Origin of the sequence: Vibrio sp. ArtGut-C1 (genome assembly GCF_002105475.1) — a bacterium.
GTDB lineage: Bacteria > Pseudomonadota > Gammaproteobacteria > Enterobacterales > Vibrionaceae > Vibrio > Vibrio diabolicus.
This window is the reverse complement of record NZ_NCTH01000036.1, coordinates 26,096-39,914: the sequence shown is the minus strand read 5'-3', so window position 1 is coordinate 39,914 and position 13,819 is coordinate 26,096. Positions and strand designations below refer to the sequence as shown.

Sequence of the window (13,819 nt, the reverse complement as noted above, 5' to 3'; positions counted from 1 at the left end):
TGTGACTCTTCCAGAGATCGCAGGCTCTTTGGCATCTCGAATTAATGATAATTTTCAGGTTCTCAAGCCTGCATCTTCAAGTTGATTCGGTATATAACGCTGCTGACGCCAATGCCGGGGGAGAGTTTTTACGTTCATCAAGAACATATAAATAAACAATGGTGGCGAGAAAAAGAAATATGTGAGCCAGATATAATTTTGACTTAATAACATGATCTTACTTCAATAATTATTTTATAAATTAACCTTGTTATTTTCAGAATATAACAAAGTTTTTACTGGTCATTGAAATTCAAAATTTCCATAGGTTCACTTTCCAATTGTGATCTCACGCTTTTATAAATCGATTGGTGTCATTTTTTGATACTTTTCATCTGAAAATTTGCGCTCTTATCAGAAAAGTTTTAGTAAAAATCTTTGCCATCTTAATTTTACTCTTCAAAACAATTATACTGACTATTATCTTGATAAGCCCATAGGGCAATGGCCATAACTTGTTCAGGGTGGGTAAACTGCGTCCAGTTAAAGAAAAGTAAAAAATTTTAATGGATAAGATATGTTTTACGCCAACAAGATAGAATATTGAGACCAAAATCACAAGAGTAGGACTCTCTTGAATTTATCATCATGGATGCTGAATAAATAAAATACAGGCATTGTTAGATGAATAATTCTGCAACGTATTTACTTGCTGCTTTACGAGAAAAAATAAAAGAAAAAGGCATTGGATATTCCGAGCTTTCTATTGGACTTGGAATCCCGCTTTCTACTATAAAAAGGCAGCTTCACAATACGTCTCTTGGTTTAGATAAAATCTTGTTGTACGCCACGCACCTTGATACGGATTTGGTTGAGTTATCCATGCGAGGTAAGCAGCTGCAGCAAGAGAGTGAACAGTTTATCACCGACACCAACAGTGAGATTTTTCATCAATATCCTCACTTATTTGATTTTCTTTATCTTTTGCGTCGACCTGAGTGGTCTTTAGAAGAGATCGCTCGGAGATACCAGCTGAGTGATACTTCCGTTGCGCTCTATTTACGTGCACTAGAAATGATGGATTACATTGAACTGAAAGGGGATAAAAACTATCAATTTAAAGATACAGGCCGCTTTATTTTTGAAGAAGGTTCAAATTTAGACACGCTATTTGCACAGCGCTTTCGTGAAGAAGTGTTTAGCCACGATATTCGACCTCCAATTTGTGTTGGACGCATTGCGATTACCGAAGAACAAGAAGAAAAACTGGCAAATGAAGTGTACAACAAATTAATTGAGTTTGATGTTCAAAATAAAACCAGTGAAAACAGTCAACGCCTAAAAAACGTTTTACTCACTTTTACGCCTGGTAATCAGATATTTTTGGCTGACACAATTCCGAATATTAATGGCGATTTATTAAAAGCCATCACTGTCGCTAAAGAAAAATAAAAGAATAATTATCAGAAGCTTGTGCTTATTTAGTGCGAGCCGGGCTTCTGCACACTAAAAACACTCATTTATATAAATGAGAATATAAAAATAACGTAAATAATAGGGAAAAAGTATGTTTAAAAAGAGCACACTTGCCATTCTGATCGGGGCTACTATTTCGCTTGTTGGATGTGGTTCCAATGATAAAACTGAAATCCGTTTACCACAGGCGCCAACTTCGGAATTTACTAACGTGATTGATCGTACTGGTAATCCAACTTACCTGCGTGATTACGACAGTTATTCGAACCTGAAGTACAACGCGTTGACGGATAACGGCGCGTGGCATGGCCATTTGCTACCTGAAGATGCGGCGGGTTATGGCGCTTTCGGCGGTATTATGCAAGTGACGCAAGAGTACGCGCATTTTATGTCTGGCCAAACGTTCGACAAGCTCACGTTGACCGACAAAGTTAGTGGCCAAACTTACGACTTATCGAACGCAGAAGCGAAAGTCTATTCCATTCCAGGTGCGTTAGTGCAGGTGTTGGACTTGGAGGATATTCACGTGCAAATGGTGCTGCGCTTCGTAACTGATCGCTCTTCGCTGGTGGAAACGCTCATCACTAACAAAACTGATCGTGATATGAACTTGGCGTTGGAGTGGGACGGCGAGTTGGTGAAATACGCGCTGTCGACGCGCAAAGACCAAACCGTTGCGCAGTACTACCCAGATTACAAGCGCCAGATTTCGACCATCGAGAACGGCATTAAAATTAACTTTAGCGAGATGAAAGACAACTGGGCGATCCGTAATGATCGCGATGCCGAGTTCCGCATTACTCGTTCTCTACCGACGAAGACGTTCACCAACGAAACCTCATTCAGTTCTACCGCGGAGATGAGCCTACCAGCTGAGCAAACATCGGCGGTTTATACGGCGTATTCTAACCTGCATAATGCGAAAGAAGTGCAGTCAGAATCGTTGAAATTGCAAGATGTATTGGCGAATCCAACTCAATACATGGAAGCGTCGAAAGCGCGTTGGGGTGGCTATTTAGCGAATGGTCTTATCAACAAAGAAGCGACAGCAGACCAAGCTCGCGTAGCGGTAAAAGCGATGGAGACCCTAAACGGTAACTGGCGCTCTGCGGCGGGCGATATTGAACAAGCGACAGTCACGCCATCGGTCACTGCACGTTGGTTCTCTGGTAACTTAACATGGCCGTGGGATTCGTGGAAACAAGCGTACGCGATGGCGCATTTCAACCCAGATGTTGCGATGGACAACATTCGCACGGTATTCCAAGAGCAAGTTCAAGCTGATGACAAGATTCGTCCGCAAGACAAAGGCTACTTGCTGGATGTATTGACGTACACCAAACCTGTTAGTCGTGGTGGTGCTGGCTCTGAAAACTGGAACGAACGCAATACGAAACCATCGTTGGCGGCATGGTCTGTGATGGAGGTGTATCACGCTCTCGTGAACCAGTTTGATCGCCCAGAAGACGCGCAAAAATTCATTGATGAAATGTATCCGAAGTTGGTGGCATACCACGATTGGTGGCTATCAAACCGCGACCACAACCAAAATGGTGTGCCTGAATACGGCGCGGCAGTAGACCCAGCACACAACACGGAAGAAGGCGTGATGTACGTTTGGGTAGAAACGCGCGATCCTAACTTCACGACCATTATTCCGGCAGAAGACATCATCGAGCAAAACGGCAATTCTTATAAAGTAAAAGGCATGGCGTCTTACAATAAGATTCTTGATGAAGTGGATTACATGACGATTCACGTCGGCGCACAAGAAGCGGCTGGCTGGGAATCGGGCATGGATAACGCGGCTCGTTTTGGCTTTATCTACAACATCCACAACATGAATTCGCAAGCTGAAGATATCAACAATCCAGACAAAAATGTGGATCAACTTGGTCGCTACGCGGCAAGTGCGTACGGCTTTGATAACAGCATCAAGCTGGAAGGCGAAGAGTGGGTGTACAGCAATACGTCAGCGGAAAACTTAGCGAAACTCGATCTTGCGAAGAAAGATTGGGAAGTTCGTTTTGCAGAAAACCGCACCAACAATAACGCTGCGGACGGCGAGCTGCTTGGCTTCTCTATGCTGCAAGAATCGGTGGATCAAGCCTCTTACATGTACTCAGACAACAAATACTTAGCGGAAATGGCGAAGTTGGTGTCCGATGGCGTAGAAGGTAAAGATCGTGCGCAAGAATTCCTTAACGGCGCAGAAAAAATCAAGACGTACATTAACCAATGTATGTTTGATGAAAGCACAGGATTCTTCTACGACATTCACTTAAATGTGGCTGAAGATGGCACTACTCCTGCGCCTCTTGCAAATGGCTGTGCGGGTTTGCCGATTGTAGAGCGTGGAAAAGGCCCTGAAGGTTGGTCGCCGCTGTTTAATGGTGCAGCAACGCAAGAGCATGCCGATAAAGTGATCGCGGTGATGCGTGATCAAGACGAGTTCAACACGCCAGATAAATTCCAAGGAACGGGTGTGCCTTTGCCGACCGCATCGCAAACTAACCCTGCTTACGGTAAAGATGTGTACTGGCGTGGTCGCGTGTGGCTAGACCAAGTGTACTTTGGCTTCCGTGCGATGGAAAACTACGGCTACAAAGAAGAAGCGATTGCGATGGCGAATGAGCTGTTTAACAACGCAGAAGGTATGACGGGTGACATGCCAATCCGTGAAAACTACAACCCAGAGACGGGCGCGGTACAAGGTGCGTCGAACTTCTCTTGGTCTGCGGCGCATTTGTACATGATGTACAACGGATTCTTCAAAAACTAGATCGCACACATTAGGCGCTTTGGATGACCCCCCCTAGTATTCGTAGCGCTTAACGAACGATAATTCATTGATAAATAAGACAAACCGGACTGTATTGGCAGTCCGGTTTTTTTATGTCTCTTGTCACACAGATTTTAGTGCTGGGTCAGGGCGCGTTGCCAAATCGAAAGCATCTCTTCACTAAACAAGTAAAAGCGCATGTCGAGTGCCGCGTATTCCGGTCTTTGGCAAACGGCCATCGCGACTTCTGCTGCTTCTTGGGGCGGGTAACCATACACTCCGCAAGAAATCGCAGGCAGTGCCACACTTTGGCAATGCTTGTCGAGCGCGAGATCCAGCGAACGTTGATATGCAGATTCCAACACCGCTTTTGGATCGGCGAATTTATCGTAAATCGGGCCAACGGCATGAATGACGTAACGCGCGTTTAAATTGCCAGCCTCAGTAATGCGTGCGTCACCAAACGGGCATCGAATACCGTCGACATCATCAACGGCATAACACGCATTGATAAGCGCAGGCCCTGCTGCGCGATGAATGGCACCATCGACGCCACCTCCGCCGAGCATTCTCGGATTTGCTGCATTCACGATGGCATCGACATGTGCGGTGGTGATGTCGCCTTGGACTAACGAGATCGCGTTCATTTTTTTGAGCCTTCTACAATGATGAGAAACAAATGGTCAGTAACACAGTTAAGTGTAGCTTACTCATCAATGACTTGAGGTTTTAACTCGACGACATTTCCTTCCGGATCATGTATATAGAGTGATCTACCGAACCCTTGTGCGCCATACCGCTTCGCAAACTCTTCGGTTTCAATGCCGCGTGAACGCAGATATTCCAGCATTTCATTTTCTGAAAAAGGCGCTAGTTGCAGGCAAAAATGGTCAATATTACGACCATTTTGGACTGGTGGCTTTCCGCCAAGTTGTCCTAACTCGCTGTCTACCGTCACCACATCAATCAATGCGTTACCAGCCCTAAGCTGGGTTAAACCAAGCTCCATTACTTCGCGCTCGACAGGGCAGCCCAAAATATCTCGATAGAAATGCAACATGGCGTCGAGGTTGCACGTTCTTAACACGACATGATCAAGGGCTTGGATTGCGATTGGGTTGTTGGTGGGCATGCTTCACTCCTTTTGTGCGGTTATGGAAAAGTATACGACCTGAACGTCCATATTGATCGTTAAGCCATTTTTAACATATGCGCATTTAGTCATAAAGAGTGCGTTTAAGAAGAGAGAAAGAGTTTTTGGCGAAACGCCTTGATGTGCGACCGAGTCAGGCGTTTAGGCCTGTAGCAAATTGGTCACGCGCCCAAGCTCGCAAACAGTGATGGGAAGTGCTGGATTCATCTCGTTTATGGAAAATCAGTTTATAGCTGACTGGCTCGGAAAACATTGGAGTTTGAATGACTTGCAGATTCAAAGCCGATTGCCATTTCTGCGCCAAAGACAGGGGAAGCACGCCTAAGCAATCGTGTTTCGCCACATAAAGCATCATGCCAGAGAGCGATGTTGTCATCATTTCCACATCACGCTCTTGCAGCCCTGGCTGGTGAATTTCGGTGTTGCTAACTGGGAAGTCTTCGTCTCCGACAAACCGACAGTGCTTTTCAGAATAAAACTGTTCTTGTTCGATTTTTCCTGCGATACGTGGGTGATCTTGACGACAAATCACCACCATTGGCTCTTCAAAAATTGACTCACTGATAAATGATGGGTCATGAATGGTCGTTGGGCTAATAATCAAATCGATCTGTTTAAGTCGTAGATCGTTCAATAACGAAGGTAAATCCGTATCGGCGCAAACGCTGATCGTGTTGGTTAGTGTGATGCGGTGGAGCAGCGCTTCGTTACAGCTCAGGCGGAAAGTGCTTTGATCGGAAATGGCATCATTGATCATCGCAAACGCCTGATGAAATTTAGGTAGCAACTGATGCGCTACAGAAGTGAGTTTGATTTGTCGCCCATCCTTCACAAATAACGATTTGTTGGTTTCTTTTTCCAAACGCTTCATGGATGCGCTAATCGCTGGCTGAGTTAGCCCTAGGTGCTCTGCGGCGCGAGAGTAAGATTGATATTCAGCAACAATTAAAAAGGTTTGGATTAGATTAAAATCCATACGATACCTAAATAAAAATAATCACTAGATTCAGTGGGCGTCTCTTTGATTTTTGGGCTAGATGTTCGCCCTAGGCACCCACCTTGAAATAAGCCTCCTTAACGCACTTACGAGCTAAGGAGGCTACAGAGTAGTGGTTCGTTAAAACGAATTATTTAACTACTTTGATTTCAGGCATTTGATACTCACCACTTTGGATTGCATCGTCTGCGCCGTAAAAACGCATGATGGCGTAGAACGGTTTTTCAGGTACTGGCAAGAAGTTTGGATCGTCTGCTCGGCCTTTCTCGTTCGCACTCATGTAAATGGTGTAGTAACCGTCTTTGTCCGCTTTCATGGTTCGGTCGCCACGGCTGTGACGGTTTAGGTCGTTTTTCGCCATCAAACGGTTGTCGTTGCCGTAAATAGTAACAGACCAGAATTCGCTGACGTTCGGCGCTTTAAAGCGCATCACGTAATCATGCTTCGAACCATCCAGTTTTTGACCAGTGCTGTCGAAATCTGATTTACGGTAAGACGCTTCGATAGGTGGTAAACCCCACTGACCAAGGTAAGTACCTTCTGCAAAAATATCGCGTGTACCAAGCAACGTACGAGCATCTGTCATTTTAGGTGCAAGTTCGACGAGGTGTTCCATGCCTTTCTTCTCACCAACTTTTGCCAGTTTTAGCTGCTCAGGTGTGAAGTCAGTTTTGCATGGTTCAACGCCGATAGATTGGTATTTGTCCAACCACTGTTTGTCTGCATTGCCCATCGAGCCATCACATAGCACGAAGTTCACGCGTTCAAGCCATGTTGAATTTTTTGGATCTGGATACGTTCTTTGTACTGGTTTTGGCCCGTTCTTACCTAAATATTCCGATAGGGTACGAATGTTCCATTGGTCCATGTAGTTAAGCGCGACTTTTGCGTCTTCGTCATTCACTGCCATGATGCGACCCATCAGCTTCACAAGATTGCTGTCTACGCGAACCACTTCGTCGACAGACGCTGGCACTTCACCTTGCCAATCTTGTGCTGCAAACATGAACTGGCCGCCTTTTGTGCCGCGAGTACGAGAACTGAACGCTGCGTTGGTGTAGTGGCCCATGTCCATTGTGTGCAAGATCCAGTAACGGCCTTCATCCATATCAGGCACGCTCACAATGACAGGTTCTGCAGCAACATCTAACCAGCCCATAAGGTGAAGCGTATCGTTATTAATGGTTGGGTGAGCGGTGTAAGAGTCATCAGCTAGAGCACGAATATTCTGAAAGCGGTTCAGTGGATAGTTGTTTTCTACCGCCGTGTGATAGAAAAACTTGTACGCTTCATCGATAGAGTAGCCGTAGATATAAGCATCTTCTGCAAGATCAACATTGGTGTTAGCCGCAAATACAGAGCTGGCTCCTAGCGCTGATAATCCCAATAGAGTAACGAGTAATTTTTGTTTCATGGCTGGTTTCATCCATTTGTTTGTGAGGATATGTTTCCAGCTAAGCTTAGTCGTTAACCCGTTTATTACAGAAATGAATAGTGAGTATTTAGTCTATATCAAAAGTGATATGCTTTGAGAAAAGCTAAAGAGATAACGTTGATGAACTTTGATTACAATTTGCTCAAGGTGCTTGCGGTGATTCTTGAAACACGCAACACCACAACGGCTGCGGAGCGTTTGTGCACCAGCCAGCCTGCTGTGAGTCGAAGCTTGCGTAAAATTCGGGATTTGTTTAACGACGACATTTTAGTGCGTAAGGGCACCAATATGGAGCTCACGCCGAAAGCCGAAGAGATCAAAGCGCAGCTTTCTGGGATCATCAACGACATCGACAAGCTAGTGAATGTTTCTCATAGTTTTGATCCCGCGATCGAAAGCTGTGTTCTGCGTGTTGCGATCAACTCGTCCATTGCGCAATGGTTTTCTGCCGCGTTTACTCAGCTGCTAGCCAAAGAAGCGCCGTTTATGAACTTGGTGATCGAAGACTGGACGGAAACCACGCCAGACAAAATCGATGCGGGTGAAATCGCTTTTGGCATCAACTATTTCCCTATGGAATTGCCGAAGCATCTGGTTCAGAAAAAAGGCGGGCGGGACGACTTTGCTCTGACCTGTCGCGCGACGCATCCGCATGGTGGCAAACGCATGTATTTGGATGACATTTCAGAGTACGCGTACGCGGTTCACATCATCCAACATTGGAATGAAAAAGAAGATCACATCTCGCGCTTATTACAGCCTTTTTCAGTTGTCCCAAGAATTCAACTGCGTACCACGCACATCAACACCATTTTGAATTTGGTTGCGGATAGCGATGTGCTGTTTCCTTGTTCGCGTCACTTGATCAATCAGTTAGATAAGCGTTTTTCTTTTATCGAATTTGATGACGCGCTGCCGAAATTAGAGGGTAACTTCGGTTACGTTTACAGCGTAAAGCGCCGTAATGATCCGTTGATATTGTGGGTTAACAATACCGTTGAATCGTTGATGAAGTCGTTAGGCATTGAGTCGTAACAATGGTTGGTGAAACGGTTTGAACAACCGGGTTCAGTAACGCACTGATCCCGGTTGTGTTGCATGATGTAATTACTCGTATTCAGAAGCGTAAGTTTCTTCATAAGTGTGCGAGTAAAGCTCGAACAGGTTGCCGAATGGGTCTTCTAGGTAGACCATTTTCGCAGGCTTGTTATCGTCTTCTGGGTGGTAACGCATGATGTCCATACGAACTTTGCCACCAAACGCTTCAGTGCGCTTGATTGCACATTCAAAGTCGTCCGTCTGCAAACAGAAATGGAAGATACCGATGCGAGAAAAATCCACTTCATGGCGCTCTTGACGCTCTTTCATTTCAAATAACTCAAGTCCGATGCCATCGCTTGTCACTAGATGCGCAATGTTGAAGCCTTTAAAGCCCTTACCAAAGACCGCAATACACATTCTGCCAATTGCGGTTTCGCGTTCTTCAATCACTTTCGTGTTACCCATAACGACTTTTAGACCAAGCGCTTGTGTGTAAAACTCAACCGCTTTATCCATATCTCCGACCATAATACCGACATGATTCATTTTCATTTGTTTGCTCCCAACATGTGTGCTTAAACGTTGTTTTGTTTCGATGTGGGAGAGTATATGGCGCGGCTTTAATTACATGAAATTATCATAAATTATAAAAATAATAATTTTGTGTAATCATTGTGAGCGGGGTTCGAGCTAATTGGCTAATGCCTCAACAGCTTGCTGTACCGAGGTGAAGTGAATTTTGATGATGCACCTTTGTGCGAGACTAAACTCATGCGACTGGATGAGCGACGTAACTTCCTCGACGGACAGAGTGCGTTCTCCCGGTTGTAAAACGGTGGTGTTCGAATCGTTGTATTGCAACCCGAACGTGTTGCCATTTGAGTCAATTACGTAATCATCTGGCCCCCAAATGAGCGCTTCGCATTCGGAATCAAGATCGGCATGAGAACGCAAATAGATAAGTTCATCGTCGCCATCGAGTTTCAATAAACATGGCCATGTAACCATGGGGCCTCCAGTGTAGTGGCTAAAATTGTTTCAATGTCTGAAAGGGCAAGGTGAGCGCTGGCATTCAAGGTGTTGGCCTTAAACCGCAGTCAAAAATTACGTGTGTTGAGCAATAATCGAAAACAGCTCGTCAACCGTTCTTGCCACGTAATCTGGTTGCACGCTCCAACGCTCAGGCATCGCGCCGCTGTACGCTGCTGCAACGGCAATCACCTTACTTTGGCCACCCAACTGCTGTTCGATGTTGCGTGCGAATTGCGTGTCGGCTTCATGGTCACCGATGTACATCAGCTGTCGATTTTCTGCGTGACCAAAAATCGACTCAACGCATTTGATGCCACTGTACGCATTGGGCTTTTGGTGCCCGTTTGAGACGTCATCATACCCGACGATGGATTTAAACGGCGCGCTGATGCCGTTGTCAGACAGCACTCGACGAATATTGCTTTGTGAGTTTTGAGAGCAAATGCCGTGAGGCAGCTGCGCAAACTCTTTAATCACGCCATCAATGCCTTCAAACAGGGTTACTGGTGTTTGGTTTTTCTCTTGATGCTCTGCCCATAAACCACCAGCTTTTAGCATTTCATCATGGGACATGCCGTAGTAATCCACGTAGAGCTCTTGCCAGTTTTTAGCCGCGTGGTTTGCGTAGTGATAGTTGGCTTCTGAATGGAGATATTTCGGTAAATTATCGCCAGTTAAATGCGGGGCAACGATGGCTAAGATCGCTTTGGTGATGTCGATGTTTTTCGGTACAGAGTTTACGAGTGTCCCATCGTAATCCCACAATATGGCGTCTAATTTCATTCAACGTTCTCGTTGTAATTGATGGTTAAAAGCTGGAACCGGGTTGCTGCAAAAATGCTAACTCTTCAGGTGTGCTTTCTCTACCCAAGATGGCGTTGCGATGTGGGTAACGTCCAAATTGGTCGATGATGGCTTTGTGTTTTAGCTCAAAATTGTAGTTATTTTCAAGCCCTGGTGCGCGAAACAATTTCTCAGCTTCGACATGGATGAGGCGAGATTCGCTGTGCATAAACGGCATGTACAAAAAGCTTAGCTGCTCAGGCGCTAATTCTTGATCGTGTCCTAACCGAATTGCTTCTTGAGCCAATGCTAATGCGAGTGGGTCTTGTGCAAATGCTTTTGGGGTGTTGCGATACACATTCCGTGAAAACTGGTCGAGCACGATGATTTCGGCCAATCGCCCTTGTACGCTGTCTCGCCAGCTAAAAAGCTCACAGCGAGCGGCTTGTTCTAGTACCGAGGCAAATCGTGACGCAATATGTTTGTCCAGTTCTGGGTCGTTTTCAAACCAGTTTTGAGGCGTTAGCTCTTCGAACCAGAACTTGAGGATTTGTTGATGCATGGCGCTTCCTTTTGTTGTGCCTTAATAGTAAAAAGCCAGAAGCGTGGCTTCTGGCTCTTGGCGTGTTATCGACCGTAAGTCTCTACGATGTAACGTTCAAAATCGTCACACATTTGTTCGTCAGAGATGACGTTGCTTGCCAGTTCTTTACTGCCGTCGACGACTTTAATCGTCGCGTTCAGTGAAGCAACTGGTGCTCGTTCTCGTGTTGCAAGTAAGTCGATTTTCTTCTGCTGTACTTCCCACGCTTGCTCTGGCGATAGATTACATACATCTGCCAAGTACTTAGCATTGAACCCCTCGCCAGTCAGGCTGAAAATGGTTTCGTTGTGTGACAAATGATTGCCTGCGTGCCAGTAGTGTTTTGCCAGCAGTGGGCCAATTTCTGGGTTATCCGTCAGGTAACCAAACTTCTCAAGGAAGTATGCACGGGTCTGATACACCGCCATGTGCGCGAGTAGGTAACCTTGATATGCACAAGCCGCTTCGTCGGATAGCAAATGTGGAATCGCCATCAGTGGGCGAGGGCTGCATTCCAAACCAAGGATCTGTTTTTCACAATCGCGAGCCAGCTTAGTGATGCGTTCTGGCGTTAACTCATCATCGCTCAGTTGATATAACGCGCGCTCAAAGTACGGCACAACCAAGATGCTACGTTCTTCATAAGCTTTGAATGGCTGACGACTGTTGATCATCGCTTGAATGATCTCATTAGGAACCGAATTCCCTTCATCATCCAGTGCGTACTGTTTTAGCCAATCGGCATCGGTTAACAGGCTGTCACAGAACATCGACTGAGTTTCTGCATAAGCCATCGACGTCGGCGCAAACTCCTGCGAAAAACAAGGCGCGTTCATTTTTACGTTCGCAAAGTGTGCTGCGTGACCACCTTCGTGGAACAGCGTGTTTATGCCATCGTAGCCGCTGCCCACTTGGTCTGGTTTGGCATTGCTGGTGAAGTTCACCTGTGCTGCGACCCATTCGCCTTGATTGTAGAATGAAGGGATAGGGCCGTGACAGAAACCGTTCGGGTACTTACCTTTGCGGTCTAACAAATCAAGCGTTAGCGTCGCGCCAGAGTAATCAATATTCAGACGACCAAACGATTCTACCCAGCGTCTCAGAGATTTAGAGAACGGCACGTATGGGTCAAGGTCACGCATGACGTCACCCGCGAACGAGTAAACAAAGTTGAAGCCCGTTAGTGCGCTTGCGCCTTTCTCTTTCGCCAAGTTTTCTAAGCTGTTTAGGTGCGCATCTCGCGTGCGTTGTTCGAAATCTTCCAAAATCTCGAATAGCTGCTCAGAGCTCATCTTTTCCGTTTTTTGCACGGAGTAATCAAAGAAGGTCGCATAACCAAGTGAGCGAGCGAACTGGTTGCGCAGTTTGATCAGTTCTATAAAGCCGTTTTGCAGTAGCCATTGTTCAAGGTTCAGCAACGCTTGGTGAGCCGATTGGCGAACTTCTTCATGATTGTTGGTGCGAATGGTTGAGCTCAATACTGGCAGTGAACCTTCCACTTGCTCGCCGTTTTCATCGGTAAACGTTTGTACGTGGTTCTGTTTTTTCTCGAAGAGCTCAGCTTCAAAGGCAATGAGCTGATTTTTCAACGCTTGTGCTTTTTCGCCCTCGATTGCGTGAGATTCAAACATCGCCAGCCAACCAGAAAGACCCGTAATGGTTTGCTGTTTCTCTTGTGGGTCGGTAATTGAGTCCGCGGCTTCAAGCTGTTGTTTGATGGCAGTAATTTGCTCGGCGTTGCTCAAAAAGCTTGTCCATGCGGTTTGTGCTTGCGTCGAGCCATCATGGTCATCGCTGATCCCCATGTAAGTTTCCCAAAAGAAATCTTCTTTGGTGCGGTGAATCGCGAGGTAACGTTGATTGAGGTCGTTGAGATAATCCGTTGCGGTCATTTTGATCCTTCAAATGGTTGGGAGTAGACCCCTAATTATTGCACGCTTGTTGATAATAAAGGAGGGACAAATTAATTTGCTGGTAGTGTACTGCGTAAACGTGATTTTACTATTTGTTTACATTTTAATGAGTTAGCAAGAGTTGTTATGAGTTCGGAGTGCGCAGTGTTAAGACTGGCACGGATTTTACAGTTCATCAGTTAATTAATCTGCGAGGCGCTCTCGATGATCTTTGTCATGTGTAATAATATTTCTATATCGCGGCAGTACATATGGAAACGATATGATAAATAAGACAAAAGTTACGCTATTGGCGCTAGGTACGATTTTGGTTGGATGCTCTTCAGTCACGCCGCCAAGAAATGATGCGGTTGAGAACATTCAACAAAAGTGCTCCGTAATTTTAAGCAGTGATGTTTCAGGTGAACAGCGCTGGCAGACATACAACGGCTTGCTTGTAGAATATGCTGTGCATGGCATTAAAACTCAGGCGCAGTTAGAACGCTTTGAAGCGTTTGTGCAGCGAGTACAAAATGATGAATCTGGACAGTTAGTTACCGAGCTGATTGAAGTCACCGATTGGGGATGCTCAAACGGCAATTATCTTGAAGAGATGGGCTTGTTTATGCAAGAAGTTCAAAAGTAAAAAACCGAGCGTTAAGTCGC

At 45.6% G+C, this 13,819-nt stretch carries 13 protein-coding genes and 1 pseudogene; 5 read left to right on the top strand and 9 right to left on the bottom strand.

Annotated features, from left to right (window positions below; all coding sequences use genetic code 11):
• Positions 1–90: 90 nt before the first annotated feature.
• The 3 genes and pseudogenes from B7360_RS25400 to ygjK form a co-directional block, all read left to right on the top strand.
• A pseudogene (locus tag B7360_RS25400) lies at positions 91–207 on the top strand (MBL fold metallo-hydrolase); the annotation flags it as partial.
• Between the two features lie 456 nt (positions 208–663).
• Entirely contained in the window at positions 664–1,431 is a 768-nt protein-coding gene (locus tag B7360_RS21660) for a transcriptional regulator (RefSeq protein ID WP_085344594.1), read from the top strand.
• A gap of 115 nt (positions 1,432–1,546) precedes the next feature.
• On the top strand, positions 1,547–4,237 hold the full coding sequence (gene ygjK, locus B7360_RS21655; protein ID WP_085344593.1) for an alpha-glucosidase: 2,691 nt from the start codon (positions 1,547–1,549) through the stop codon (positions 4,235–4,237).
• A gap of 134 nt (positions 4,238–4,371) precedes the next feature.
• On the opposite strand, the gene B7360_RS21650 is transcribed toward ygjK, so the two are convergent.
• The 4 genes from B7360_RS21650 to B7360_RS21635 form a co-directional block, all read right to left on the bottom strand.
• A complete protein-coding gene (locus B7360_RS21650; RefSeq protein WP_046875590.1) occupies positions 4,372–4,884 on the bottom strand; it encodes an O-acetyl-ADP-ribose deacetylase in 513 nt (170 codons plus the stop codon).
• Between the two features lie 59 nt (positions 4,885–4,943).
• Positions 4,944–5,369 (bottom strand): VOC family protein, encoded by a 426-nt coding sequence (locus B7360_RS21645; protein ID WP_006740975.1) that lies wholly within the window; start codon positions 5,367–5,369, stop codon positions 4,944–4,946.
• Between the two features lie 154 nt (positions 5,370–5,523).
• Positions 5,524–6,366, bottom strand: a complete 843-nt coding sequence (locus B7360_RS21640; protein ID WP_085344592.1) for a LysR family transcriptional regulator — start codon at positions 6,364–6,366, stop codon at positions 5,524–5,526.
• A gap of 151 nt (positions 6,367–6,517) precedes the next feature.
• Positions 6,518–7,801 (bottom strand): DUF1254 domain-containing protein, encoded by a 1,284-nt coding sequence (locus tag B7360_RS21635; RefSeq protein WP_085344596.1) that lies wholly within the window; start codon positions 7,799–7,801, stop codon positions 6,518–6,520.
• A gap of 141 nt (positions 7,802–7,942) precedes the next feature.
• On the opposite strand from B7360_RS21635, the gene B7360_RS21630 reads away from it, so the two are divergent.
• Positions 7,943–8,857, top strand: a complete 915-nt coding sequence (locus B7360_RS21630) for a LysR family transcriptional regulator (protein ID WP_085344591.1) — start codon at positions 7,943–7,945, stop codon at positions 8,855–8,857.
• A gap of 72 nt (positions 8,858–8,929) precedes the next feature.
• Here the strand turns inward: B7360_RS21630 and B7360_RS21625 are convergent, their stop codons facing one another.
• The 5 genes from B7360_RS21625 to B7360_RS21605 form a co-directional block, all read right to left on the bottom strand.
• Positions 8,930–9,415 carry a VOC family protein gene (locus B7360_RS21625; RefSeq protein ID WP_085344590.1) on the bottom strand — a complete coding sequence of 162 codons (486 nt, stop codon included), beginning with the start codon at positions 9,413–9,415 and terminating at the stop codon, positions 8,930–8,932.
• A 138-nt stretch (positions 9,416–9,553) separates the two neighbouring features.
• Positions 9,554–9,871 carry a DUF4144 domain-containing protein gene (locus B7360_RS21620; protein ID WP_085344589.1) on the bottom strand — a complete coding sequence of 106 codons (318 nt, stop codon included), beginning with the start codon at positions 9,869–9,871 and terminating at the stop codon, positions 9,554–9,556.
• A gap of 96 nt (positions 9,872–9,967) precedes the next feature.
• Positions 9,968–10,678 (bottom strand): HAD family hydrolase, encoded by a 711-nt coding sequence (locus B7360_RS21615; protein ID WP_074190238.1) that lies wholly within the window; start codon positions 10,676–10,678, stop codon positions 9,968–9,970.
• 25 nt (positions 10,679–10,703) lie between these two features.
• Complete coding sequence (locus tag B7360_RS21610) at positions 10,704–11,240, bottom strand: DUF924 family protein (RefSeq protein ID WP_085344588.1); 537 nt, start codon at positions 11,238–11,240, stop codon at positions 10,704–10,706.
• Positions 11,241–11,305: 65 nt separating this feature from the next.
• Complete coding sequence (locus tag B7360_RS21605) at positions 11,306–13,153, bottom strand: M3 family metallopeptidase (RefSeq protein ID WP_085344587.1); 1,848 nt, start codon at positions 13,151–13,153, stop codon at positions 11,306–11,308.
• 283 nt (positions 13,154–13,436) lie between these two features.
• On the opposite strand from B7360_RS21605, the gene B7360_RS21600 reads away from it, so the two are divergent.
• Positions 13,437–13,799, top strand: a complete 363-nt coding sequence (locus tag B7360_RS21600; RefSeq protein ID WP_085344586.1) for a hypothetical protein — start codon at positions 13,437–13,439, stop codon at positions 13,797–13,799.
• The last annotated feature ends 20 nt before the right edge of the window (positions 13,800–13,819 follow it).

Bases quoted from the DNA above. Each gene is read 5' to 3' on its own strand.
- B7360_RS21660 (WP_085344594.1), top strand. From the start codon at position 664: ATGAATAATTCTGCAACGTATTTACTTGCTGCTTTACGAGAAAAAATA.
- ygjK (WP_085344593.1), top strand. From the start codon at position 1,547: ATGTTTAAAAAGAGCACACTTGCCATTCTGATCGGGGCTACTATTTCG.
- B7360_RS21650 (WP_046875590.1), bottom strand. From the start codon at position 4,884: ATGAACGCGATCTCGTTAGTCCAAGGCGACATCACCACCGCACATGTC.
- B7360_RS21645 (WP_006740975.1), bottom strand. From the start codon at position 5,369: ATGCCCACCAACAACCCAATCGCAATCCAAGCCCTTGATCATGTCGTG.
- B7360_RS21640 (WP_085344592.1), bottom strand. From the start codon at position 6,366: ATGGATTTTAATCTAATCCAAACCTTTTTAATTGTTGCTGAATATCAA.
- B7360_RS21635 (WP_085344596.1), bottom strand. From the start codon at position 7,801: ATGAAACAAAAATTACTCGTTACTCTATTGGGATTATCAGCGCTAGGA.
- B7360_RS21630 (WP_085344591.1), top strand. From the start codon at position 7,943: ATGAACTTTGATTACAATTTGCTCAAGGTGCTTGCGGTGATTCTTGAA.
- B7360_RS21625 (WP_085344590.1), bottom strand. From the start codon at position 9,415: ATGAAAATGAATCATGTCGGTATTATGGTCGGAGATATGGATAAAGCG.
- B7360_RS21620 (WP_085344589.1), bottom strand. From the start codon at position 9,871: ATGGTTACATGGCCATGTTTATTGAAACTCGATGGCGACGATGAACTT.
- B7360_RS21615 (WP_074190238.1), bottom strand. From the start codon at position 10,678: ATGAAATTAGACGCCATATTGTGGGATTACGATGGGACACTCGTAAAC.
- B7360_RS21610 (WP_085344588.1), bottom strand. From the start codon at position 11,240: ATGCATCAACAAATCCTCAAGTTCTGGTTCGAAGAGCTAACGCCTCAA.
- B7360_RS21605 (WP_085344587.1), bottom strand. From the start codon at position 13,153: ATGACCGCAACGGATTATCTCAACGACCTCAATCAACGTTACCTCGCG.
- B7360_RS21600 (WP_085344586.1), top strand. From the start codon at position 13,437: ATGATAAATAAGACAAAAGTTACGCTATTGGCGCTAGGTACGATTTTG.